The sequence below is a fragment of the Paenibacillus sp. FSL R5-0749 genome (assembly GCF_038595085.1).
GTDB lineage: Bacteria > Bacillota > Bacilli > Paenibacillales > Paenibacillaceae > Paenibacillus.
On record NZ_CP152005.1, the window covers coordinates 2,877,903 to 2,902,420 of the forward strand.

A 24,518-nucleotide genomic window follows, 5' to 3' on the forward strand; every position below is an offset into this window, starting at 1 on the left:
CAGACCGCTTCGGTAGTGTGATCAAATAGAGGCTGCCGTTAAGGTAGCTTTCTTTTTTTATCTAGAAGATTAGTTCGAACGACTCACTTCGAAAATTTGAAAATAAAATTAAGAAACTATAAAATGGATAGAGAAATAATCCTAAACCAGTCAACGGAGTTACTAATGTTATGATATACAAAAGCATGTCGCATTTCACATGAATGCGAAAGTTCCATACTTCCAATTGCAAAGGAGCAGTATACGATGAACGTACCTTCAGCATTATTTAAACCTTTTAACTCGGACAAGCTAACCTTGTCTAATCGAATCGTTATGGCCCCTATGACTCGCGGATTCTCACCAGAGGGCGTACCTGGACCGGAAGTTGCTGAATACTACCGTCGAAGAGCAGCAGGCGGAGTAGGACTTATCATTACGGAAGGTACAGGCATCAATCATCCTTCTTCGGTCAGCGGAGCGAGTATACCATTGTTCCATGGTGAAGATTCGTTGCAAGGATGGGCTAATGTAGTGAAAGCAGTGCATGAAGCGGGTGGCAAAATCATGCCACAATTGTGGCATGTGGGTACAGCACGTCGTTCCGGTGACTTGCCTAACGCAGAAGCTGAGCCTGTAAGTCCGTCAGGGGTTAGCATGGCAGGTGAGCCATCACGTGAACCATTAACAGAAGAGGAGATCCAAGGTCTTGTGAAGGCATATGCCCAAGCGGCAGCGGATGCACAGCGAATCGGGTTTGACGGCATTGAATTGCACGGAGCACATGGATATCTGATTGACCAGTTCTTCTGGGCGCAGACGAATCGAAGAACCGACAAGTATGGTGGTGATTTGGAACGAAGAACTCAATTTGCGGTTGAAGTGATTGAAGCTTGTCGTGCTGCGGTTGGTCCTGATTTCCCAATTGTGCTCCGGTTCTCCCAATGGAAGATGGGGAATTATGAAGCACGTCTGGTGGAAACGCCGGAACAATTGGAGCAATTCCTGGCACCACTCAGTGCTGCTGGCGTGGATATATTCCATTGCTCTACACGGCGGTTCTGGTTACCTGAATTCGAAGGATCCGAGCTGAATCTCGCGGGTTGGACACAGAAAATCACAGGCAAACCAGCCATTTCGGTTGGATCGGTAGGGCTTGAAGCTGAATTTGTGGACAGAGCGACCGAGAACCAGGGAACAGGGGATGCCCATTTGGATTTACTAAATGAGAAGCTGGAGAATCATGAGTTTGACCTGATCGCCTTGGGTCGCGTTCTGCTTAGTGATCCAGAATGGCCTGCCAAAGTTCGGGAAGGTCGCATATCCGAAATCATTCCATTTACAACGGAAGTGTTGCAAACCCTTCATTAATTGAAGGCTAAACGTTTGCAAAAAGAAGTGAACCAACGCCGAATGGTGACGATTTACAACGAAAAACGAAACGAAAACAAAACATAAACGAAACAAAAACGAACAAATAGGCCGCCTTTGGGCGGCTTTTTCACCTACCTATACTTATAATTTCAACATATGAAAAATTCACAATAGAAAAACATTTTCCGCACCGCTGCACCTCTTTATTACTACCATACTTCACACACGCGCATGGTCACAACACCATTGAAGTTCCACATCTCAGGTTCTATAGCAACCAATTTTTTCGCTGCATATTATGTCAGCACAATGATTCAATCCTCAGAAGCGCTCATTTTGAAAATCATTCACCTTGTGATAAGGTTACTCCTGAACCTTTGAATTACCAAGACGACATTACATAAGGAGGATGAATATCCTTGTACAACTATAGTTACACCTCGAACAAAAAATGGAGAAAACCACTGCATATGATATGTCTTCTGATGGGGATCATTCTGCTTTTATCGGCATGTGGCCAAGCACAGAAACCTTCCTCCACAACGGACTCGAATACCGGCTCCAATGCTGGCTCTAACTCAGGGCAATCTTCCTCATCGCCGGAGCAGAATACCGCTCCACCGCAGGAAGAAGTACCAGAAGAAGTCGATCCGGTGCTGGAGCAGCTCAGTTCATTAACGTTAGAAGAGAAGATTGGACAGATGATACTCGCTGGTGTTCAGGGTACAACGCTGGATAATCAGGCCAAACAGATGATTGCGGATCAGAAGGTAGGAGGCATTATTTTCTACGCCAACAATGTAACGACGCTTGAGGGAACAGCCAAGTTTGTACAATCCATCAAGGAAACGAATCAGTCCAATCCGGTACCCATCTTCATGAGTGTGGATCAGGAGGGCGGCAAAGTCAGCCGCATGCCGGAGAACGTGGAATCCATTCCATCCAACCAAAAAGTAGGCCAGACAAAAGATAGCGCGCTCGCTGAAACGATGGGAGAATTGCTGGCCAGACAAGTGCAGCTTGCAGGTTTTAATGTGGATTTCGCACCTGTGTTGGATGTGAATAGTAACCCGAAGAACCCGGTGATCGGTGATCGTTCATTCGGCAGTTCGGCAGACCTGGTATCGCGTATGGGGATTGCGGAGATGAAAGGTCTGCGTAATGAAGGCATTATTCCCGTAGTGAAGCATTTTCCGGGTCATGGCGATACGTCCGTGGACTCCCATCTGGATCTGCCTGTTGTGAACAAAACGGAAAAACAACTGGCTGAGCTTGAATGGATTCCGTTCCAGGCCGCAGTGAAGGAGCAAGTGGAAGCAGTCATGGTGGCACATATTCTGTTTCCGAAGCTTGATCCCGATCATCCGGCTTCCTTATCTGATGTCATCATTGGTGAACATCTGCGCGGAAAATTCAAGTATAACGGTGTCGTCATCACAGATGACCTGAGTATGGGAGCAATCGCGAAGAACTTTAAGTTGAATGAAGCTGCACTAGCAACTGTTAAGGCAGGTAGTGACATTCTTTTGGTAGCTCATAGTTATGAGAGTGCCAAGACGATTTTTGATACATTAGTAAGTGCAGTGAAGTCAGGGGACATCTCCGAATCCCGAATCGATGAAAGTGTATATCGTATCCTGGCATTGAAGCAGCAGTATAAATTAACGGACAAACAGCAACCCAATGGAGACTTGAAGCAGCTGAACGCAGATATTGTGGACTGGCGTAATCAAGTCGATGCTCGATAATACAACCTGTGTTATGATTTTGACAGAGGTGAGATCCAACCATGTATACCATTATGATTGTAGAGGACGATCCCAAGATTGCGGGATTATTGAAGTCACATATTGAGCGTTATGGAGATAAGGCCGTTTTGGCCGAGGATTTTGAGATGATTGTGCAGCAGTTTGAACAGGTACAACCGCATGTTGTGCTACTGGATATCAATTTGCCCAGCTATGATGGTTTCTACTGGTGCCGCCAGATTCGTACATTATCTACCTGCCCAATTCTGTTTATCTCCGCCCGGAGCGGAAAGATGGATCAGGTCATGGCACTGGAGAACGGAGCGGATGATTATATCACCAAGCCATTCGAACACGAGATTGTTATGGCCAAAATTCGGAGTCAGTTACGCCGGGTGTATGGGGACTATGCCGCACGTGATGAAGAACGCAAGGTGGAACTGGACGGCTTGGTCGTTTACTTGGAAAGACTGGAGATTCAACTGGGCGATCGCAAAGTGCAGCTGACGAAGAAAGAAACCATTCTGCTGGAAACGTTACTGCGTCGCAGTCCCAAGCTGGTAAGCAGGGAAACGATCCTGGAGAAGCTGTGGGATGACTCTTTTGTAGATGACAATACACTCAGCGTTAACGTTACCCGGGTTCGTAAGCGATTAGCCGAGCTTGGCATTACGGATGCACTGGAAACGGTCAGAGGTTCAGGTTACCGATTGAACAACAACTGGAAGGCTTCCTCTCCATCATGAGATTGTTTATTCGTGAACATCTCGCTTTAACTTGCTGGGTGGTTGCTATCTTGTTCACCGTGGTGGCGGTGTTCTGGTATGACGGTTATACTGATTGGATTACGGCTGCTTATGCTGTAGCGTTGGGATTATTTTTGTATGTTGGCTATTTGGTCTATCGTTATTATTCACATCGCTCGTTTTATGCCCGAATATCCAGATCGATGGATTCGTTGAAGGAATTTGTACCCTTGAACGAAACAAGTCCATTATCACAGGCATTGGAGAAGCTACTTGATTCACAATACGGACAGTATCATGCTCACCTGCATCGACTGGAACAGCGACAGCAAGAATATCTGACGTTTATGAATCAGTGGGTACACCAGATGAAGACACCATTGTCGGTCATTGAGTTGACCTTGGAAGATCAGGAGGATGACGATCCTCGGCTCATAAGCATTCGGGAGGAAGCGGACCAAATGAGACGTGGATTGGAGACTGTGCTGTATGTGGCCCGTTTGGATACCTTCGAACAGGATTTCACTGTTGAACCCGTAGCACTGAAAACTTCGGGTGAGGAGGCAATTCACGAGCTGAAGCGATTTTTCATTCGCAATCATGTCTATCCAGAGATGCATATCGATTCCTCACTGGTTGTGCAATCCGATGCCAAGTGGATTCGTTTTGTCTTGGTACAGCTACTATCTAATGCGATCAAGTATTCTGCGGGCAGCGGGCAAAAAATTCATATGCGGGCATATGAATCAGAACGCTCCATCCTACTGGAAGTGCAGGATCAAGGCATCGGGATTCCAAAGTCCGATCTGAACCGGGTATTTCAGCCTTTCTTCACTGGGGAGAACGGACGGCATTTCAAAGAGTCCACTGGCATGGGGCTGTATATTGCGAAAGAAGTACTGACCCGAATGAATCATCGGATCGATCTTGAATCCGTGTACGGTGAAGGAACAACTGTCCGAATTACATTCAGCTCCTGAAGTGGCAGGTGGAAGACGAGAGTGGAACGTGTGAATTTGGGCTGAAGCATGATGAGTATTAACATAATGATGTGTCAAATGGATATGAAGACGTCTATTGCCTGGTTGAGGCGAAGGCGTCTTTTTGGATTTTTACCATGCAACCTTACAACATTGTCATGTTGATGAAAGGTTAAACCATAGGAGAATGACCGAAACTTCGATAGACTGTAGTCATGAAGATCACAAGAAAGGCCGCACTTATTATGCAGACACACAGCATCAGCGTATCTTAATTTTCGAATTCACTTTCATTAGAGGAGTTGTAACTATGGAGATTTGTTCTGTCAATCAGATCAGTAAAATCTATAAAGGTATCGTGTCCTATGAAGCATTATCCGGCATCGATCTCAGTATTCAGAAAGGTGAGTTTGTCGGCATTATGGGACCATCCGGCAGTGGTAAAACAACGCTGCTGAACATGATCTCCACAATCGATCATCCGACATCAGGAGAACTGCGGATTGCAGGGGAGAATCCGTTTGAATTGAACCAAGACGAACTCGCGCTCTTTCGGCGCAAAGAGCTGGGATTTGTTTTTCAATCGTTTAATCTGTTAAATACCCTGACAGTCAAGGAAAATATCGTGCTGCCACTGACGCTTGACGGCGTTCCCTTAGCAGAGATGAACACACGTGTAGAACAGCTGGCAAGCAAGCTGGGAATTGAAAGTATTCTGAACAAACGAACCTATGAGATATCGGGTGGACAGGCACAACGTACAGCCATTGCCAGAGCACTCATACATTCTCCGAAACTGATTTTGGCGGATGAGCCAACAGGTAATCTGGATTCGAAGGCGGCCAGAGATGTGATGGAGATCCTCGAAACCCGCAATCAGGAGGATCAGGCGACGATGCTGTTGGTCACTCATGATGCAGTAGCTGCAAGTTATTGCAGTAGAGTCGTCTTTATCAAAGATGGCAAGCTATACAATGAGATTCACTACGGCGATAATCGGGCAGCCTTTTACCAGAAGATTATTAATGTATTATCCCTAATGGGAGGGTCAGGACATGAATTTTCGCCAGTTCGCCATTAATAACGTTGTTCGCAATAAACGAATTTATCTGGCTCATTTTCTGAGCAGTACATTCTCTGTCATGATCTTTTTCACCTACGCATTGCTATTGTTCCATCCCGATCTAAAAGAAGGCTTAAAGGGTTCCAATGGAACGGTTACTTTACTTGCCAACCAGGGGTTTATGATTGCGGAGATCATTATATTCATCTTTTCATTCCTGTTCCTGCTCTACTCGGTAGGTTCATTTCTGAAGACACGCAAGAAGGAATTTGGCATTTTCCTGATCATCGGCATGACACGCAAACAGATGAACCGGCTCTTATTTATGGAGAATATGTGTATCGGATTAGCTTCGATTATTACCGGTATTGGACTGGGAATTGTTTTTGGCAAATTGATTCTGCTGATCTGTGGCTCTATGCTGGCTGTTGAGAACAGCCTTCGATTCTATTTTCCGCTGAAAGGCATTGCCTTGACGGCTGGCGCATTTTTGCTGCTGTTTGTAGTGATTGCCATGTCATCATCCTTACTCATACGGAAAGGAACACTTATTGACCTTGTGAAATCAGAGGAAAAGCCAAAACCGGAACCGAAGGCATCACGTCTGCTCGCCTTGTTATCCGTATTGTTCATTGGCGGAGGTTATGCTGGGGTATTCACCTTTGTCTGGGTAAGCTTCTCGTTTCCGCTATTAATGGCGAGTGTTATGGTCGTTATTGCAGGTACATACTTACTGTTCACACAGCTCAGTGTGTACGTTATCCGAGCCCTCAAAGGCAACTCACGGTTATTTTTCCGTAAAACCAATTTGCTCTTTCTTTCAGAACTTACGTATCGAATGAAAGATAACGCGATTATGTTTTTCATGGTAAGTATCATTTCGGCTTCTTCATTTACGGGAATTGGCACCATGCTTGCGATTGCTGACCCGGGTCTGTCATCCATGTCGAATCCGTACGCATTCAGTTATATGAATATGTGGGATACTCCCAACTCCGAGCGACATATTCGGCAGATTGAAGAGACGTTGATTGATCATCAAGTTCCCTACGTGAAGGGCAGTTATGCTCCTATATCTGAAAATAATAATGGAGAGATTATCAAATTAAGTGATTATAACCGTTTGGCGAAGGCACTTGGGTATGAAGAACGTGCGTTGAAACAGGTCGATGAGTCATTTATGACACCAAGCAATTTGGCGGTTCGCAAGAAGTACCGTGAACAGGCTGAACAAGGATTCTCCGGAGCGGAGGTCAATCTGGAGGTGGATAGTCAGCGCGTACCTGTTCAGCTATCGACACCTGGTACCGAGATTGTGATTCCTTATCAAGGTGAAATTAATCTCTACATCGTAACTGACGAATTGTTTAATCAGATGAGGCCTGCGTACAACGAGGAAGTTGGCATGCCTGAAGGTTTCTATTCGAGGCGAACGGTCCAATTTATCGTGAAAGATTGGATGGGTACACGGAGCTTTGCTCCTGAATTAATCGAATCTATTCAACAGAATCATTCCAATAGAGGTTACTTCCAGGTGAGTGCACTAGTGGTGGATTGGCTCAATTCGAAACAAACGAACGGAATTATCCTGATCCTGAGCGGACTGATTGGCATTGTTTTCTTCACCTTTGCAGCAAGTTTCACCTATTTCAGACTCTATGCAGATCTCGAACGGGATGAAGCGCAGTATCGCATGATTGGCAAAATGGGACTCAGCCGCCCCGAACTTCGTAAGATTGTGACAAGGCAGCTATTGCTTATGTTCTTCCTGCCGATTCTGATTGCCGTTATCCACAGCTCGGTTGCCTTCGTAGCATTGCAGCAGTTGGTTGATTTCTCAGTCTTCGGATACAGTCTGCGCATCTTCATGGTGTTTGCTTCCATGCAGATCCTGTATTTTGCACTCGTACGCTGGCGGTATCTGCGTCATATGTATGCCAAGTTAGTCTAAAAATGAATGTCCCAACAGACACCGAACTCATGGCTCGGTGTCTGTTGACTTTTCCATCCAAGGCACAGTACTATTTCATTAGATACAGAATGTATCATTACATAAATTCTAAGCAGTTGATTAGTTGTGAAAAGAAGAATCACAGTTGAATAGCAGGCTGGTGCCTGAGAGGGAGGACATATCATGAGCATCACGTTGTCTCGTGGACAGGCTTACATTCAACGATTGAATGATGAGCGGAATGTATGGCTGGATGGTGAGCGTATCCGGGTAACCCGCCATCAGGCCTTTCAGGGAACACTTCAGACCATAGAAGGATTATTCAATCTGGTGGATGACCCGGAGACAAGGGAAACTGTGGCCTATTGGGACGAACAAACGGGAAGTTACGTTCATCGCTCCTTCCATGTGCCCCGTTCACTTCTCGACGTGAACAGCAGAGCGGGGGCTTTTCGGCTTTGGTCTGAGCGGACGTATGGGGTAATGAGCAGACTGTCTGATTATGCTCGCTCCCGCCTGACCGGTTGGTATGCAACACGACATGAGATGACAGCATATGATCCCGCATTTGCAGGTAAAATATCGACTTATTATGAACAAGCCAAACGAAAAGATGCCTTCCTGACGATTGTCCAGCGGGACCCTCAGATTAATCGTTCCTTGCCTGTTGGGGAAGATGAGGATGCCATGCTGCGAATTGTGCAAAGCAATGCGGAGGGCGTGGTGATCCGCGGAGCCAAAATGGTTGCAACGGCTGCGCCGTATGCCGATGATATCATTGCGTATCCCGTTCAACGAATTCCAGGCCACCTGCCAGAGCTGGCCCATATGGTAATTGTAGCCGCGGACAGTCCGGGCTTGCACATGATGTGTCGAGAAACATTCGCGGCAAAAGATTCGGATAGATCACATCCACTAAGTGCCCAGTATGATGAGATGGATGCTGTGTTATTTTTTGACGATGTATTTGTGCCCTGGGAACATGTATTGCTGCACAATAACCCTAAAGCTGTATGGCAGATTCGCTGTAATACAGCTTCGTCCAGTCTGGCTTATCATCAGAGCGTTATCCGATTACACTCGAAACTGGAGTTCATTACAGCCGTGACCTCCGCCATTGCCAAGGAGATCGGGGTGGACTCCTTCCTGAATGTGCAGGAACAACTCGGTGAGATGATCAGTCAGATGCAGACTATTGAGGGACTGATTATTGCCGCTGAGGCACAGTCCAAGCCGGACACATACGGCAACTGGCTGCCGGAATTCAAATATATTGAAACCGCACGTAATCTGGGCAATCGTTATTATCCGCGCGCAGTGGAGATTTTGAAGACGATTGCTGCGGGTGGTCTGATGCAGATCCCTTCAGGTATGTTTGAGGGCAATGAAAGGATAGGCTCCATGATGAACAAATATCTTGGTGGAGTAACGTTGCAAGCCCCGGAGAAGATTCGTCTTTTTCAATTGGCATGGGAACTGACCGGAAGTCCACTCGGAGCAAGGCATGATCTGTATGAACGTTTCTACGCCGGTGATCCTGTGCGCAACCGGGCGAGTCAATATGTGCAATATGACAAGGAACGTTTATTGGCCAGAGTTGAACCGTGGCTTCGTTCGGGTAAGGCATGATCTGTTAATCTAATACGGACAGTCTGCAAGAAGAATGAACAGCTAGAATACAGAAATGAGAACCGTCTTATTTTTAGTTAACCTGCTCCTAGAGCCTTGGCAAGTGTCAGGGCTTTATTTCTATTTATTTAGATTATCTTTAGAAATGATTTAGGTTGAATTAAGAGACGTAGTATATAGTAATAATGTAGAGATAGGCATAGAGTATAGGAAATGAGAGGAATAACATGAGATACACCGTATTAATTGCAGATGACGAACCAGAGATTGTTGAACTGCTTCAGCTCTATCTGGAGAAGGATTATACCATTAAGACTGCCGTGAATGGGGCCGAGGCGCTACAATGTATACGTTCAACACAGATTGATCTGGTCATACTGGACATCATGATGCCTGTAATGGACGGATTGCAGTTAATTAAGCAGATCAGGGCTACGCATCACATGCCTGTGCTATTCCTGTCCGCCAAAAGTCAGGATCACGATAAAATCCTTGGACTCGGACTTGGGGCAGATGATTATATAGCGAAGCCGTTCAATCCGCTCGAGATTGTCGCCAGAGTAGAGGCGCTGCTCAGAAGAGTTAATCAATTTGATGCAGCGGAGATCCCCGCTGCCAAAGAAGAGAATCTGGTATTGGGTGATCTGACACTGGATCGATCCCAATGTATTCTTTTTCGTTCAGGAACAGCTGTAACATTAACCTCTACAGAGTATAAAATTATGGAATTGTTGCTTGATCAACCTGGCCGAGTGTTCACCCGTAAAAAAATATACGAAGCGGTCTGGGGCGATTATTATGCGCACGAGGACAGCACCATCATGGTACATATCAGCAACATTCGGGAGAAGATCGAGCGTGATTCCAGACAACCGGAATATCTCAAAACGATAAGGGGACTGGGATACAAAATTGAAGCGCCCATGGAAAGCTAGAGAAAAGCGACTGTTGCAGACATCCCTGACACTGGATTTCTTGCTGTTCAACTTCTTTTTGCTGTTACTGGTATTGATTGTATACCTTATAGTGTCACTGGATGTCGTGGATTTCCGCATTTCGGATCAGGTCGTTGATCCAGAGCTGAATGTTGAAGCCCACGTGTATGTGGCAGAGCTGGAAAACGAGTTTTACTCCGGTGGAGGTTCGGTGTCGAGAGGGAAGGATACAGAGATTCAACGTCTCAAGGACAGCGGGGGTTGGATTGAGATTCTGGATGCGAATCGTAACGTCATTCATCATGTGGGAGACAAGCAGGATTCGTTCACCCAATACAGTGAAGCCGAGCTGTATGCAGGACTGGAGAACCGAAGCGACCAACCGTACTATTACTCCATCACTTCGTTTTCGGCAGAAGGACCGCCAACGTATGTGTTGCTCAAGATCCCGCGTGATCTGGTCAGCGTAAGGATTAATGATAATCAGTTGATTACCAATCTGAAGCACCCGTTATCCTTTTACATTATGATTGGTATTGGTTTAGTTTTGTTGTTGATCTTTGTATATAGCTATTGGGTCGCACGGAGAATCAAAAAGCCACTGGGTATTCTCTCCTCGGGTCTTACGCAGATGATTCAGGGAAATTATAGTACACGGATGTCGATCTCTGCCGAGAGGGAGTTTGTCCAGATTGGTGAGACCTTTAACTACATGGCGGACGTTATTGAGAACACCTCTGCGGAGAAACGTTATGCGGAAGAGAGCAAGCAGCGACTGATTGTAGACTTATCCCATGATCTAAAGACACCGATAACATCTATACAGGGATATGCTCAGGCTTTGGTGGAAGGACGTGGAGAGGACAAGGACAGGCAGCAAAGATATTTGGGATACATCTATAACAAATCTGTTCAAGTTGCACGCATGATACAGAATATGCTGGAGCTGCTCAAGGTGGATTCGCCTGATTTCCACATGCAGATTGAGAGAAGAGAAATTGGAGAGTTCGTGCGCGAGATTATGGCAGATACGTATGGGGAGATTGAGCAGAAACAGTTTGTCCTTCATGTGCTTGTTCCTGATGAGGAGATCTACGCAAGGTATGATCCGGAGCTGCTATCCAGAGTCATTCAGAATCTAATCACCAATGCCTTATCGTATAATCCGCTCGGGACAGAACTGCGTGTGGAACTCATTCCGCTGGATACCCATGTGGTGATTGAAGTGGCAGATACCGGGGTGGGCATACCCCAAGAACTGTGGTCAACGATCTTTGACCCGTTTGTACGAGGGGATGAGGCGCGCACAGCGACAGGAGGCACCGGACTGGGGTTGTCCATCGCACGGCGTAATACAGAGAAAATGGGTGGACGGCTGATCCTTTCCGGGCGTGGTCGAGAGACCACCGTGTTTACCATCCAGATTCCAAATTAAATTAGAGAAGAAATGTCCATGTGGAGGGGAAAATTTTGTTCAAAGGAAATACGTTTGTCCGGTTCAGTATCGCACTGGCGCTGATATTGGTTAATATCTATTTATTATCACGTGTGAGCTTCATCTTTCAGCCGCTTGTCACCATGATCACGGTCATTACCGTACCGATGATGTTGTCCGTGTTCTTTTATTATCTGCTAAGACCGCTAGTGAATTATATGGAGAAAAAGAAAATCAATCGCACACTAAGTATTTTGCTAATCTACCTGGTTATTGCTATTCTGGGTGTATTCTTCATCATTGGCTTATGGCCATCATTACGTGAGCAATTGGTGAATCTGGTCGATAACGCACCGAATCTAATCAATTCATTAAGTGAACAGCTGAGAGAGCTGGAGCAGAATGGTGCCATTCAAGCCTTGTTCCCCGAGGGCTCAACACCTTTCTCTCAGATTACGGAGTATATCAACAAAGGATTTAACTTTGTGACCAACTATGTAAGTGGATTTTTCTCACTCGTTTCCAGTTTTGCGATCATCTTGTTTACATTACCGATCCTTTTGTTCTACATGCTGTTACAAGGTGAGAAATTTGGCCGTAAACTGGCCCATATCGCTCCAAAACGTTTCCAAAATGACAGCCGTGAAGTTGTACTTGAGATTGATCAGGCCCTGAGTGGTTTTATTGTGGGTAGAGTCTTGGTAAATCTGGCGCTGGGTGTACTGATGTATATCGGTTTCCTGATTATTGGACTGCCGTACGCATTACTGCTCACAGTAATCGCGGTCATCATGAACTTTGTTCCGTTTATCGGAGCGATTGTGTCGTCTGTACCTATTGTGATCATGGGTCTCGTCGTATCGCCATCCGTTGCCATCTGGTCTCTGATTATTATTCTTGTCGCTCAGCAGATTCAGGACAACCTGGTTGCACCGTACGTATTTGGCAAAAAGCTCGATATTCACCCGCTTACGACGATTATTTTGGTTTTGGGTGCAGGGGACCTGGGTGGAATTATAGCTATCCTGATTATTATCCCGGTGTATATGATCGTTAAAATTCTTTTGGTTCGAATCTATACTATGTTCTTCAAGGACAAATGGCAGAATGCCTAGCATGTAAATTATTCGAAGGAGTGGAGCACATGTCTGAAATTATCGAAAAACCATATAACGAACCTGAATATATCGCACCTCAATCTGTTCAAATGGGTACCATTCACATCTCGAACGATGTGCTGTCCAAGATTGTGGGGATGGCCGCGCAGAGCACGAATGGCGTATCTTCCATGTCTGTGGGGCTGACTGAAGGGATTGCCAAGAGCATCAGCGGCAAGAGTCTGCAAAAAGGGATTGATGTGCACGTCAAAGACGATCAGGCGACCATCCAGCTGCGCATTAACATTCAATATGGCAACAAGATGCATGAGGTATGCCGTGAACTTCAACATAACGTTCAACAGGCCGTGGAGCAATTAGCGGGTGTTATGGTTAATGAAATTAAAGTGCAAGTCGTGGGCATATCCATGCAGGAGACGGTATAAACAAACGTAAGGATTAAACGAATGTTAGTATTGAACAAATGCAAGTGATATCGATTGGCAAAAAACAGCACCTTCCCAAGTTAGCAACTTAACTGGGAGGGTGCTGTTTTATGTTTGCGGTAGTAGGTGGGCGCTTCGCCCATCACTTTTTTGAACATTTTGGAGAAAAGCAATGCATCAGTGTAGCCCACCGAGCGGGCAATATCACCAATGGTCAGACCGGGATCAAGGGTCAATTCGGCTGCCCTGCGCATCCGGTAATGGACCAGATACGACTGGATACTGCTCCCCATCTGATCCTTGAAGAGAGAGCACAGGTAACTGCGCTGCAAGCCCACATGGGCCGCGATGGACTGAACGGTAATAGCATTGGCGTAGTTCATTTCAATAAAGTCCATGACCTGCGTTACGTATGTTTCCTTCGAATAATCCTGCATGGGTTGAAGATGCTCTGAGTTGGCCTGATCAATCAAAATGGAGAAAAATTGGTAAAGCAAACCAGTCATACTGATCTCCCAGCCTTTGTGGGTGTGTCGCGAATTAATCATTCGATGCAGACAGGATCGCATCTCGTCACCCTCATTGCCCAGCTCAAAAATCGGGTGATGCTCAGACAGACAAGCCTGCTGTAAAAAGGTTTGGCTATTGCTACCTTGAAAAGCAACCCAGCTGTATTCCCAAGGGTCATCCTGATCTGCTTCGTAATGAACAACAGAATGCGGAACGATCAGAAAACCTTGACCTTTGTGCAGGGTGTATGTTCTGCCTCCTACTTCGAAGGTGCCTTTGCCATTCAAAATATAATGAATTTTGTAATAGTCTCTCATGGCAGGGCCAAAGTGATGACCTGGTGTACAGGCTTCCGTACCATAATGAAGGAGCTGAAGCTCCTGAAAATGATTGCTTTTAAACATATATGTAATCAAGGGTATTCACTCCTGTACGATTTCATCTCATCTTGCATTTTAACATATTAATTAGATTAAAAGATCAATGATTTAACATTCGTTGGTAGAGATAACAGTCATTTTTCCATATGGTTATAGTGAAATGCCATATCGTTTTGCCCGAGAAATGACTAAGATTAGAAGCAGCAAGGCAAACCTTACAGGAAAGTGAGAATAACGATGCCCTATACTGCGAGTGAACAACGATATGAAGAGATGAAATATGTACGTTCCGGTAAATCCGGAATCAGACTGCCGCAAATTGCGCTGGGTCTATGGCAGAACTTCGGTGGTAACCGTACGTTGGATATTCAGGAAGAGATGATTTTGCGTGCCTTTGACCTCGGAATTAACCATTTCGATTTGGCGAATAACTATGGTCCACCTCCAGGATCAGCGGAAGAGAACTTTGGTGTGATCTATAAAAAACATCTGCGTCCTTATCGGGATGAGCTGCTCATCTCGACAAAAGCTGGCTATCACATGTGGAATGGACCTTATGGCGAATGGGGTTCCCGCAAAAACCTCATTGCGAGCCTGGATCAAAGCCTTGGCCGGATGGGACTGGATTATGTAGACATCTTCTATCATCACCGTCCAGATCCGGATACACCTTTGGAAGAGACCATGACAGCGCTGGATCATATCGTACGGCAAGGTAAAGCACTGTATGTGGGGTTATCCAATTATAATGCAGAACAGACGCAAGAAGCGGTGACCATTCTCCGTCGTCTGGGTACGCCGTGTCTGGTTCATCAGCCGAATTACTCCATGTTGAACCGCTGGATCGAAGACGGTTTGCAGGACGTACTGGATGAGCAGGGCGTAGGTTCAATAGCATTCTGTCCACTCGGCCGCGGCCAGTTGACGAATAAATATGTCGACAAGATTAAGGAAGAACGAGCCAATCCAACAGGCAATTTGAAAAAAGAAGCTTATACGGACGAACGGATTGCCAAGTTCGATGCGCTTCAGGCGGTTGCAGAAAGAAGAGGTCAGACGATCTCTCAACTGGCTCTGAACTGGATCTTGCGCGGTAACCGTGTAACCTCCGCACTGATTGGTGCAAGCCGTGTGTCCCAGATCGAAGAAAACGTAGCTGCGCTCAAGGCACCGGACCTGACAACGGAAGAGTTGAATGAGATCGAAATCATTCTTGACGGAGTGGGTAATTATCCGTGGTAACCGAAAAATTATAGTTAGACAAAGATTATGGTAATAGCAAATTAATATGAAATGGTGCCGTCCTGATAACCAGGAAGGTGCCATTTTTTTTATATGTCATTTTCTTTATAGGATAAGATCTATTATAATAGTTCATTAATTGACCTATGTTTATTTTTTTCGGAATGAGCCTAGTTCATAGCACCTGGTCCTAGGATTTAGGGTATAATATATAGAAGCTTTACATTTGAACTACGAAGGAGAGGCTCCATTTGAACTTTGAACAGTGGATTTCGCCTGAAAGCTATAACCTGACATCCGAGATGGAGAATCATCCATCAGACCGGATTGCACTTAGATGGCTCAGCGATCAACGAGAATTGGAAGAGATCACGTATGGTGATTTGTTCAAGCAGGCGAATCGTCTTGCTGGAGGTTTGCGTGAACTAGGACTGGTGAAGGGTGATCGGGTGCTGGTCATGGTACCACGCCGTATCATTGCCTATGTCATTTACATTGCTTGTCTTAAATTGGGGATTGCCGTTATTCCGTCCTCCGAGATGTTACGGGCTAAAGATCTGGAATATCGTCTGCGTCACTCTGAGGCGCGGGCTGTTATTGTATGGTCTGAGACAACCTCGGAAGTGGAAAAGATGGACGCGGATCTGCCGTCACTGGCACATCGTATCGTAGCATCTCCTAATGGTGAAGTTGGCGTACCTGCCGAAGGTTGGGTCAATGTGCATGAGTTAATGCAAAATCAACCTGAAGAGATGGCTGCGGTGGAAACTCACCGTGATGATACAGCTATTCTTGCCTATACTTCGGGCACAACAGGTAATCCCAAAGGAGTTGTACATAGCCACGGTTGGGGATATGCCCACCTGCGGATCGCTTCTTCACTATGGCTGGATATTCAGCCTTCAGATACCGTATGGGCAACAGCGGCACCTGGCTGGCAAAAATGGATCTGGAGTCCGTTCCTGTCGGTACTCGGAAGAGGCGCGACCGGACTGGTCTACAATGGATCATTCCAACCCAAGCGTTACCTGGAATTGATGCAGGAACATCAAATTAATGTTCTATGCTGTACACCAACCGAGTATCGGTTAATGGCCAAAGCCGATGATCTTGGACATTATGATCTGTCCCATCTGCGCAGTGCTGTTTCAGCGGGTGAACCGCTCAATCAGGAAGTCATTGAAATCTTCCAACGTCACTTTGACCTCACTATTCGAGACGGATATGGACAGACCGAGAGCACGTTGTTGATTGGCAGTCTCAAAGATGCGCCTGTACGTATTGGCTCGATGGGTCAGTCGATTACACCTGGGTTGATTGAAATCATCGATGAAGAGGGACAACCTGTACCTGCGGGTGAAGTTGGAGATATCGCGGTACACAAAGAGATGCCGGCTTTGTTCCGATCCTATTATCAGGATGAGGGACGGAAGGAAGCTAGTCAGCGTGGCGATTTTTTTGTAACAGGGGACCGTGCACGTAAAGACGAAGAAGGTTACTTCTGGTTTGAAGGTCGCAGTGACGATATCATCATCAGTTCGGGTTACACCATCGGACCATTTGAAGTGGAAGAAGCACTTATGAAACACGCCAGTGTGAAGGAATGCGCGGTGGTTGCAAGTCCGGATGAGATCCGTGGCAATGTGGTGAAAGCTTTTGTTGTACTGCGAGATGATTCACTGGCTTCACCAGAACTGATGCGTGAATTGCAGCACCATGTCAAAGAAATTACAGCACCTTACAAGTATCCACGCAAGATTGAATTTGTTACGGATCTGCCGAAAACCAACTCTGGTAAAATCCGCCGGATTGAGTTACGTGAACAAGAGAAACGAAATGTTTAGATCATTTTGTATAGATGAAATTTTGCAAATTGATCATGCGCAGTGAAAGAGAAGGAATCGATTCTGCAGAAGCAAAAGCGGTCGTATTTGTCTCCGAATTTTAACCTTTAAAAAATATGATGAAGAAAATTTGGAGACAACGACGATCTAAAGAACGATCCTTCGCTGTAACGGTCACTCAACAGGTCCCAAGTTTGCAAACCATGCCATAATATATGAAACAGGAGTGAACACAACTATGAGTCAATTTGAACAAACCTTTGAAAAGTCATTGGAACAATACGCAGAACTGGTTGTCAAAGTCGGTGTAAATATTCAAAAAGGACAGGACTTGCTCGTCACTGCCCCCATCGAAACGCTTGAATTCACACGTTTGATTGTTCAAAAAGCGTATGCAGCCGGAGCGAAGTACGTGCAAGTGGAATTCGATGATGATAACATTACCCGCAGTCGTTTCGAACATGGCTCGGATGACAGCTTTGACTACTATCCGGCCTGGAAAGGCGATATGATGGAGAAGTTCGCTGAAGCCGGCGGAGCAACATTGACGATCAAAGTACCTGACCCGGATCTGTACAATGGGATTAATTCGGACAACGTCTCCCGTGCGACTAAGGCTGCTGCTCAAGCACGTAAAGGATATTCCAAATATACACGTAATCATGAAATTAGCTGGTGTTTGATCAAAGCACCGACCAAGGCTTGGGCGAACAAAGTGTTTGCCGACATCCCGGAAGAAGACCGAATCAACGTGATGTGGGAAACCATCTTCAAAATGAACCGTGTGGATGGCGGAGACGCCGTACAAAATTGGAGAGAGCATCTGGATACTCTGAATACCATGAGTGATCTTCTGAACCAAAAGAACTATAAGAGCTTGCATTACCGTGCGCCAGGTACAGACCTGAAAATCGAATTGGTTAACAATCATATCTGGGGCGGTGGTGGCAGCGAAAATAAACAAGGCGTATACACGGTTGCCAATATGCCGACTGAAGAAGTATTCACCATGCCTAAGCGCAGTGGGGTGAACGGTTATGTTAGCAGCACCATGCCTCTGAACCTGAACGGGCAACTGGTTGACCAGATGAGAATCACCTTCAAGGACGGACAAGTTGTTGCCTTTACGGCAGCATCAGGCGAAGAGCATCTGAAGAACCTCTTTGCCACGGATGAAGGAGCACGTTATCTGGGTGAAGTGGCACTCGTGCCTCATGACTCCCCGATCTCCAACTTGAATCGTATTTTCTATAATACGGGCATTGATGAAAATGCATCTTGCCATTTGGCTGTGGGAAGTGCGTATCCATTCAACATGAAAGATGGCACAACGATGTCTAACGATGAATTGTTGAAGCATGAGTGCAATGTGAGTCTGACCCACGTCGATTTCATGATCGGTTCCGCAGAGCTGGATATCGATGGTGAGTTACAGGATGGCACAATCGAGCCGGTATTCCGTAAAGGCAACTGGGCATTTTAATTTCTAATCTGGCTATATAACTTGAACTAAAGATTATTTACACTGACACTACGATGACAGAATAACCTTCCAATCGCTGTTATCCCGGATTTTTTTTGATTCCCTTTTTCGAAGGGGAAATTCCGGTGATAACAGCGACCGCTTCGCTTTTTCAGTTTTTTCTGTCCTCTCCGTTATCGTGTAAATGATTAGTTCAACTTATATAGTATTAATAGTATTTAATCGAGAAAGTGACTTCAACTTGAAGTCACTTTTTTCGTTTTTTCATAACATGGATTACACAGGTCTCACAGGTACACAGATTTCGCACCAATGCTGATGGAGCAGTTCCCATCGATACCGTTCAATAACTGGTTTGTTGTCCATCCGATAACCACTTGTTTGTAAATGAGGAATGATCACATTCCAAGCCTGCTGAATATCTTCTGCCGTATGTCTCACCTTACAGATGAGATAGTCTCCGCCTGATAACTCGCCAATCTCAACTATGTCATCTTCCAGACGTTTAGATTCCGTGATAACAATACAGGCATCATATCTACATTCTTCGGGTGGTGTGGTAGTCGGGTCATCTTGGGGGATGCCCAGTAATGTTGCTGATTCATGAAGCAATTGGTTTTTGACTGCCCATTGTTTGAGTGTATTCATCGCTTGGGCATTGGCCGGACCGTAAGGCCCCACTTGTCGAACATAGGCAAGGCGACACGACGGGAGGTTTTCGATATACATTTGCATGGAAATCTTCCTTTCAATATGGTTTTCTCTTACATATTGGATGCTAACATGGTATAAAAAATATTGCATAATGAATTGATTCCCCGTACCAAAACTCGTAGAATAGGAAGGATATGTTAAAGGATGTTTTAAGAGAACAGGAGGGGAAGAGTGAGATATGGATATCACCTATGCCTTCACGGATGAACGGTTCAGGCAAGTTGTGTTGGATCGTTTTTGTAATGAGAGGGGATTTATTCAGGAGAATGATGTTCGTGAGGTTGAGACATTGCAGCTTTCAAATCACGATATTAGTAATCTGGACGGGATTGAGTATTTCAAAGGTCTTCAAGAGTTGGATTGTGCCTATAACCAATTGACGGGTCTGGATCTTGCTCAGAATCACATGCTCAGGACGTTACGTTGCAGAGAGAATCAGCTTCTTACTCTGGACCTCCACTCCAATTCAGAATTGCAGGTACTCGATTGCAGCTTTAATCGACTTCGCCAATTGGATCTTTCTCATAATTCCAAACTTGTCACGCTGGAGTGCCATTGGAATATGTTGTCGGAGCTGGCTTTGGAGCGCCTTAAGCAGTTGGAGGAACTGAGCTGCAGTTATAATGCTTTTTTCACGCTTGAGCTTGAACACAATATACACCTGCGGCAACTGGATTGCGCTAACAATTACATGTTGGATCTCGATGTATCCGGCTGTCCAAACTTGCTTGAACTTCGATGTAATCACAACCATATCAAACAGCTGGATCTTACTTCAAATCTGGCTCTGGAGAGTATCCGTTGTTTTAACAATCATATTAGCAAGCTGGATCTTCGTCATAACGTGCAATTAAGAGAGCTTTATTGTTCCGAGAACAAATTAACCGAGTTGGATTATAGCGTTAATCCCAAGCTGGAGAGACTGCAATATGCAGACAATCTGATTTTTGAATCCAATCATGAAGTTCAGGGGATGGGTGTGTTTCAGTATGACGCATCAATGTCCAACTATCAGATGCGCTTACATATTCAGGATAAAGAACTGATAGTCACTGCACAGGTTTCAACCAAGGCTGAGATGGAGGAATTGTCTCCATATATGGAAGCGACGTGGGATCGATGGGACATGCTTCAGGAGCAGGCCCTTAAAACCATTGCCGAGGCCCATCCGGACGAGGATATCAGTGAATTGGTTTTGGCTGACGCAGAGTTCCAGGGAGATCGGTATTTCCGATTGGGATATGATGCGGGGGATACACCTGCTGGTCGATTGTACATATACGCGGAGTTTGACGATGAATTTCATATGTTGGACACATTAATCTATGAAACGTATTAAAGCCACGAAACCGTGGCTTTTTGCTTTGTTAGTTTGCAGGTTATCTGTTTATTCAGCGTGCATTTTATTGAAGCTAACATATTCATTGATTGGTTTACGGTAACCGCGCGGACGTTGTTTGGCTTCCGACTTTTTGCCGATGGTAATCAACATAACCGGTACGTAATGATTAGGGATATCCAAGCTTTGTTGTAATTCTTCTGCGTCAAAACCAATCATTGGACAGGTGTCCCAACCGCGATCTTGAGCGATCAGCATCAACTGCATGGCAGACAGGCTGGCATTGCGAATCGCATCCTCACGTTGGAAGAACCTGCCGCGAGATTCGTAAAATTCGGTTACACTTTGGGATTCTTGCTCATATTGGAACGGAGTGAGGGCGCCCAGATTCAGCAAACCTTCGTTAATGGTGCGGATATGATGGTGTGCGTTGACATCGCCCAGAACCACGATGACCGCAGAAGCTGTTTTTACTTTATATTGCTGGGAAGCTTCATAAACTTTCTCTTTCTCTTCCTCGTCTTTGATCACAAGATAGTGGGTGTGTTGCAGGTTAAAGGCAGATGGTGCAAATTTGTTCAGGGCAAACATCTCTTGCAGTTCAGACTCCGAAATCTCAATTCCTTCTTCAAAAATAACAGCCGACCTGCGGTTTTTAACCAGGTTCTCGAACTCACTCATGATGGTTTCCCTCGCTTATGTATGATTTATAAAATTACTATAACACACTTAGTTACTTTATGTAAGTATTATTTTTGAATAAGACAAGGATTGCCTGCCATACGCTAAAATAAAACACTAGAGGTGATTCATGAAAGCTCTCATCACAAGATTTAAGGGAGGGCATAACCCGCATGAATTTCGGGTATATGTGATCCAATCTTCGACGTTAAAACGTTTTGTCGTTATGGAGATTATTTTGGGTTCAATCGTGTACAATGTCGCACTGTATTTGTGTCATAATGCACTCCTTGCTGGCGCAGGCTCTTGGGCAGGAACTGAAAGTCTGAAGAGATTGCCACTGGTCTTTAGGAGAATCGTTGGGACGTGATGATGTGTTCAAAATGAAAAAGATTGAAACAGAAGAGGGCCACTATCGGCCCCATCTTCAATTTCAGCCTTGATATCTATATTCATCCTTCTTTTATCTAATCGAATAGCTGACTAGAGATAAGGTAGATATCTACCTTATTTGGCTCGTTCCAAATATTGCTCCAGTGTAAGTTTCTGATTGGTAATTTCACCAGCAATATAGACTCCGACATAACGTACATGCCATGGCTCATAGGAATAACCCGTTAATTTCTCTTGATCTTTGCCATAACGAATGATGAATCCGTATTTGTGGGCATTGGCTTTTAGCCATTTGCCTTCTTTGGTGTTGCCGAAGCTTTGCTGAAGATCATAACCGGCGGATGCGCTGGAGATATCCATTGCAAGACCCGTTTGATGTTCGCTTTGTCCTGGACGAGCACTTGTTTTATTGGCAACAGCTTCACCTTTGATGCTGGCATTCCGGTCAAAGATTGATTTCTGAGTCGCATAAGAGCGATAACCAGACACGGCTTTGATATCAATGCCGTCTTTTTTGGCAGCAGCAAATAATTTTTCAATAGCGGTTGCAGCCACTTTACGCATCTGTTTCTTCGGACTTGAGCCTGAGAAGCTAAAAGGAATATTAGGTACAACCAAATCTTGTGGTGCGTAAGTCGAAGGCAGATTTCTCTTTTTATTGACAAGCACAACTGTACTGGACACATTGGTCACGGTTGCCACATTTTTGATGGTTTTGATCGTACGACCAGGTGCATTATCATGCAGAAATTGAGTGAAGCTGGAGCTAGCAGCAGACGCGACGGGATTCAGGTTTGAAGTGATGGGAAACGTAGTAAAAGCAGAACCTGCGACAACAGAGCCTATGAGAATTGTAGATATGATGGATTTACGAGTAAAAGGTTTCATGATGTGTGTTCCTCCTCGGAATATATGAATCTATATACCGAGTATACTAGAGGATTATATCCATAGGTTCTCCAATTGTTTCCGAGTTGTAAACAAAGTTTGCTATAAAATCTAACTAGAGGGTATTTACCCTGCCACTTTGATGACAGAACAACCTTCCGATCGCTGTTATCCCCTGATTGTTTGATCAATTTATAATGGTGAAAATCCGGGGATAAAGGCGAGCGCTACGCTTCTTCAGGTTTTTTCTGTCCTCTCCGTTTCGTGTAAATGTTTAGTTTATCTATCTTTTATAGAGTCTTTTTTGCAACTCTGATAAGAGGTATATAAAGAAAAGAACATTAAAAGCCGTTGCATTAGTAGATGCAACGGCTTTTGTTGTGAAGAGATAATCTAGATTACTGCAATTATGCTGGCGAGTGGGTTACAACATGCAAGCGTCAGATCCACCGGAGCTTCCCACAGTTACGGCACGGGTATCGCGCACACGAACATTACCGCTGAGCACGCCGGAGTCACTGCTTAATTTGAAGGAAGGATAATTTTCTTCTGTATCCAGCTTCATGTGTTGTTCCAGGTTCAGTTGCTGTTTCGGATCAACATAGAACGGAACCAGATTGGTTTCAATCTGAGCATCAAGAGCCGCGAGTTCATCGACAATGATAATCGCGATAACTCCGTTACATCCGCAACCTTCCAGATCATAGATTACTTTGAAGTATCCAGGTTGATCATTCAAGCTTTCTGTCAATCGTTTTGCAGCCAGGTCTGTAATTTCAATATACATATGGGTACACTCCTTTATATGTGGTCGTGGTTATAAGTGGTAAAAGAGCTCATTCAGCTTCTATTCTCATTATACCACTTTGTGAAAAATCAAAGCATTTATTTTCTTGACTGATCAGTCTGGAAAAGGTATTCTTTATTTAATGAACAGGGAGGTGAGGTCTGAAATTGGGAAGAGCCAAGGAATTTGACACGGAAACTGTTCTAAGAAAAGCAACGTCCGTATTTGGAGCGTATGGTTATGAAGGTACATCTTTGAGCTTACTGCTGAGTGAACTTGGCATTGCGCGGCAAAGCCTGTATGACACATATGGAACGAAACATGATTTATTTGTCTCTGCGCTTAAATTCTATATTCAGCAGAAGACAGAAGCGGGCATCAGACTATTAAACGAGTGCACAAGTGTGAGGCAAGGCATGGCAGAGTTGTTCAACGAAGTGATTAACGTGCTCACAGACGATGAACGTCGTAATGAATGTTTTATCATTAATAGCGCGGTGGAACAGGCACCACAAAATCACGAAATCGCAGCCTTTATTCAAACCACTAATCAACAAATGGAAGATGTTTTTCATACTGCGCTGTTACGAGGCCAGAGGAATGGTGAATTTAAGCACGCAGAGGAAGAATTGCCTGGGCTTGCCCGTTATCTGAATTATTCCCGACTCTCATTGACCTTTACGGCGAAGAGCGGTGCAAGTGTAGAAGCGCTGCGAGATTTTGTACAAATGACTCTAAGGGCTATGGATTAACGATTCACATGATTTGAGCATGAACCTTCATAAATTTTTTTTTTGAAAATGAACGCGTAAGGCGTTTATTTTTTAACTTTTATAGACTGATTGGTCTGGAAAAAGTTCGCCAAACAAAACTG

Annotated in this window: 22 protein-coding genes; 17 read left to right on the plus strand and 5 right to left on the minus strand. The window is 45.0% G+C overall.

The annotated features are described in order from the left end of the window. Positions 1-246 precede the first annotated feature (246 nt). The 11 genes from MKY85_RS12970 to MKY85_RS13020 all read left to right on the plus strand — a co-directional run bounded on the left by MKY85_RS12970 (position 247) and on the right by MKY85_RS13020 (position 13,383). Positions 247-1,350 carry an NADH:flavin oxidoreductase gene (locus MKY85_RS12970; RefSeq protein ID WP_342572778.1) on the plus strand — a complete coding sequence of 368 codons (1,104 nt, stop codon included), beginning with the start codon at positions 247-249 and terminating at the stop codon, positions 1,348-1,350. Positions 1,351-1,772: 422 nt separating this feature from the next. Next, complete coding sequence (gene nagZ / locus MKY85_RS12975) at positions 1,773-3,101, plus strand: beta-N-acetylhexosaminidase (RefSeq protein WP_342572780.1); 1,329 nt, start codon at positions 1,773-1,775, stop codon at positions 3,099-3,101. 41 nt (positions 3,102-3,142) lie between these two features. Then, a complete protein-coding gene (locus tag MKY85_RS12980) occupies positions 3,143-3,847 on the plus strand; it encodes a response regulator transcription factor (RefSeq protein ID WP_339242153.1) in 705 nt (234 codons plus the stop codon). Next, positions 3,844-4,827: a sensor histidine kinase gene (locus MKY85_RS12985; RefSeq protein ID WP_342572783.1), complete on the plus strand. Its 984-nt coding sequence runs from the start codon at positions 3,844-3,846 to the stop codon at positions 4,825-4,827. Before MKY85_RS12980 ends, MKY85_RS12985 begins: the two co-directional genes overlap by 4 nt. Positions 4,828-5,137: 310 nt before the next feature. Next, positions 5,138-5,908, plus strand: coding sequence for an ABC transporter ATP-binding protein (locus tag MKY85_RS12990; RefSeq protein ID WP_342572785.1), 771 nt, complete (start codon positions 5,138-5,140; stop codon positions 5,906-5,908). Next, positions 5,883-7,841, plus strand: coding sequence for an ABC transporter permease (locus MKY85_RS12995; protein ID WP_339242157.1), 1,959 nt, complete (start codon positions 5,883-5,885; stop codon positions 7,839-7,841). Before MKY85_RS12990 ends, MKY85_RS12995 begins: the two co-directional genes overlap by 26 nt. 183 nt (positions 7,842-8,024) lie before the next feature. Beyond that, entirely contained in the window at positions 8,025-9,470 is a 1,446-nt protein-coding gene (locus MKY85_RS13000) for a 4-hydroxyphenylacetate 3-hydroxylase N-terminal domain-containing protein (protein WP_342572786.1), read from the plus strand. Positions 9,471-9,697: 227 nt separating this feature from the next. Next, a complete protein-coding gene (locus MKY85_RS13005) occupies positions 9,698-10,405 on the plus strand; it encodes a response regulator transcription factor (protein ID WP_339260804.1) in 708 nt (235 codons plus the stop codon). Further along, on the plus strand, positions 10,383-11,840 hold the full coding sequence (locus tag MKY85_RS13010) for a HAMP domain-containing sensor histidine kinase (RefSeq protein ID WP_339242164.1): 1,458 nt from the start codon (positions 10,383-10,385) through the stop codon (positions 11,838-11,840). Before MKY85_RS13005 ends, MKY85_RS13010 begins: the two co-directional genes overlap by 23 nt. A 35-nt stretch (positions 11,841-11,875) precedes the next feature. Further along, positions 11,876-12,955, plus strand: coding sequence for an AI-2E family transporter (locus MKY85_RS13015; protein ID WP_339242165.1), 1,080 nt, complete (start codon positions 11,876-11,878; stop codon positions 12,953-12,955). A gap of 29 nt (positions 12,956-12,984) precedes the next feature. Next, positions 12,985-13,383 (plus strand): Asp23/Gls24 family envelope stress response protein, encoded by a 399-nt coding sequence (locus tag MKY85_RS13020; protein WP_339242167.1) that lies wholly within the window; start codon positions 12,985-12,987, stop codon positions 13,381-13,383. Positions 13,384-13,463: 80 nt separating this feature from the next. Here MKY85_RS13020 and MKY85_RS13025 read toward each other — a convergent pair whose 3' ends face one another. Then, positions 13,464-14,309, minus strand: a complete 846-nt coding sequence (locus tag MKY85_RS13025; protein ID WP_342572791.1) for an AraC family transcriptional regulator — start codon at positions 14,307-14,309, stop codon at positions 13,464-13,466. Positions 14,310-14,510: 201 nt separating this feature from the next. Here MKY85_RS13025 and MKY85_RS13030 point away from each other — a divergent pair, with 201 nt between their 5' ends. From MKY85_RS13030 to MKY85_RS13040, 3 genes are all read left to right on the plus strand, one after another. Further along, the gene (locus MKY85_RS13030) at positions 14,511-15,515 is read left to right on the plus strand and encodes an aldo/keto reductase (protein ID WP_342572792.1); all 1,005 of its coding nucleotides are present in this window, start codon (positions 14,511-14,513) and stop codon (positions 15,513-15,515) included. 302 nt (positions 15,516-15,817) lie between these two features. Next, complete coding sequence (locus MKY85_RS13035) at positions 15,818-17,359, plus strand: acyl--CoA ligase (protein ID WP_342573353.1); 1,542 nt, start codon at positions 15,818-15,820, stop codon at positions 17,357-17,359. A 238-nt stretch (positions 17,360-17,597) separates the two neighbouring features. Next, positions 17,598-18,842: an aminopeptidase gene (locus MKY85_RS13040; protein ID WP_150367448.1), complete on the plus strand. Its 1,245-nt coding sequence runs from the start codon at positions 17,598-17,600 to the stop codon at positions 18,840-18,842. Between the two features lie 276 nt (positions 18,843-19,118). On the opposite strand, the gene MKY85_RS13045 is transcribed toward MKY85_RS13040, so the two are convergent. Continuing rightward, a complete protein-coding gene (locus tag MKY85_RS13045; protein ID WP_342572793.1) occupies positions 19,119-19,577 on the minus strand; it encodes a GyrI-like domain-containing protein in 459 nt (152 codons plus the stop codon). A 157-nt stretch (positions 19,578-19,734) separates the two neighbouring features. Here MKY85_RS13045 and MKY85_RS13050 point away from each other — a divergent pair, with 157 nt between their 5' ends. After that, complete coding sequence (locus MKY85_RS13050) at positions 19,735-20,895, plus strand: leucine-rich repeat domain-containing protein (protein WP_342572795.1); 1,161 nt, start codon at positions 19,735-19,737, stop codon at positions 20,893-20,895. 48 nt (positions 20,896-20,943) lie between these two features. Here the strand turns inward: MKY85_RS13050 and MKY85_RS13055 are convergent, their stop codons facing one another. Next, positions 20,944-21,576 (minus strand): nitroreductase family protein, encoded by a 633-nt coding sequence (locus MKY85_RS13055; protein WP_342572796.1) that lies wholly within the window; start codon positions 21,574-21,576, stop codon positions 20,944-20,946. A 130-nt stretch (positions 21,577-21,706) separates the two neighbouring features. Here MKY85_RS13055 and MKY85_RS13060 point away from each other — a divergent pair, with 130 nt between their 5' ends. Continuing rightward, the gene (locus tag MKY85_RS13060) at positions 21,707-21,946 is read left to right on the plus strand and encodes a hypothetical protein (protein ID WP_342572797.1); all 240 of its coding nucleotides are present in this window, start codon (positions 21,707-21,709) and stop codon (positions 21,944-21,946) included. A gap of 137 nt (positions 21,947-22,083) precedes the next feature. On the opposite strand, the gene MKY85_RS13065 is transcribed toward MKY85_RS13060, so the two are convergent. Both MKY85_RS13065 and MKY85_RS13070 read right to left on the minus strand, forming a co-directional pair. Next, on the minus strand, positions 22,084-22,857 hold the full coding sequence (locus tag MKY85_RS13065; RefSeq protein WP_339242180.1) for a M15 family metallopeptidase: 774 nt from the start codon (positions 22,855-22,857) through the stop codon (positions 22,084-22,086). 424 nt (positions 22,858-23,281) lie between these two features. Further along, a complete protein-coding gene (locus tag MKY85_RS13070) occupies positions 23,282-23,644 on the minus strand; it encodes an iron-sulfur cluster biosynthesis family protein (protein ID WP_339242182.1) in 363 nt (120 codons plus the stop codon). Positions 23,645-23,811: 167 nt separating this feature from the next. Between MKY85_RS13070 and MKY85_RS13075 the strand changes: the two genes are divergently transcribed. Further along, entirely contained in the window at positions 23,812-24,396 is a 585-nt protein-coding gene (locus MKY85_RS13075; protein ID WP_339260816.1) for a TetR/AcrR family transcriptional regulator, read from the plus strand. The last annotated feature ends 122 nt before the right edge of the window (positions 24,397-24,518 follow it).

Coding starts and splice junctions, on each gene's coding strand:
- MKY85_RS12970 (WP_342572778.1), top strand. CDS start 247: ATGAACGTACCTTCAGCATTATTTAAACCTTTTAACTCGGACAAGCTA.
- MKY85_RS12980 (WP_339242153.1), top strand. CDS start 3,143: ATGTATACCATTATGATTGTAGAGGACGATCCCAAGATTGCGGGATTA.
- MKY85_RS12985 (WP_342572783.1), top strand. CDS start 3,844: ATGAGATTGTTTATTCGTGAACATCTCGCTTTAACTTGCTGGGTGGTT.
- MKY85_RS12990 (WP_342572785.1), top strand. CDS start 5,138: ATGGAGATTTGTTCTGTCAATCAGATCAGTAAAATCTATAAAGGTATC.
- MKY85_RS12995 (WP_339242157.1), top strand. CDS start 5,883: ATGAATTTTCGCCAGTTCGCCATTAATAACGTTGTTCGCAATAAACGA.
- MKY85_RS13000 (WP_342572786.1), top strand. CDS start 8,025: ATGAGCATCACGTTGTCTCGTGGACAGGCTTACATTCAACGATTGAAT.
- MKY85_RS13005 (WP_339260804.1), top strand. CDS start 9,698: ATGAGATACACCGTATTAATTGCAGATGACGAACCAGAGATTGTTGAA.
- MKY85_RS13020 (WP_339242167.1), top strand. CDS start 12,985: ATGTCTGAAATTATCGAAAAACCATATAACGAACCTGAATATATCGCA.
- MKY85_RS13030 (WP_342572792.1), top strand. CDS start 14,511: ATGCCCTATACTGCGAGTGAACAACGATATGAAGAGATGAAATATGTA.
- MKY85_RS13035 (WP_342573353.1), top strand. CDS start 15,818: ATGGAGAATCATCCATCAGACCGGATTGCACTTAGATGGCTCAGCGAT.
- MKY85_RS13040 (WP_150367448.1), top strand. CDS start 17,598: ATGAGTCAATTTGAACAAACCTTTGAAAAGTCATTGGAACAATACGCA.
- MKY85_RS13045 (WP_342572793.1), bottom strand. CDS start 19,577: ATGCAAATGTATATCGAAAACCTCCCGTCGTGTCGCCTTGCCTATGTT.
- MKY85_RS13050 (WP_342572795.1), top strand. CDS start 19,735: ATGGATATCACCTATGCCTTCACGGATGAACGGTTCAGGCAAGTTGTG.
- MKY85_RS13055 (WP_342572796.1), bottom strand. CDS start 21,576: ATGAGTGAGTTCGAGAACCTGGTTAAAAACCGCAGGTCGGCTGTTATT.
- MKY85_RS13060 (WP_342572797.1), top strand. CDS start 21,707: ATGAAAGCTCTCATCACAAGATTTAAGGGAGGGCATAACCCGCATGAA.
- MKY85_RS13065 (WP_339242180.1), bottom strand. CDS start 22,857: ATGAAACCTTTTACTCGTAAATCCATCATATCTACAATTCTCATAGGC.
- MKY85_RS13070 (WP_339242182.1), bottom strand. CDS start 23,644: ATGTATATTGAAATTACAGACCTGGCTGCAAAACGATTGACAGAAAGC.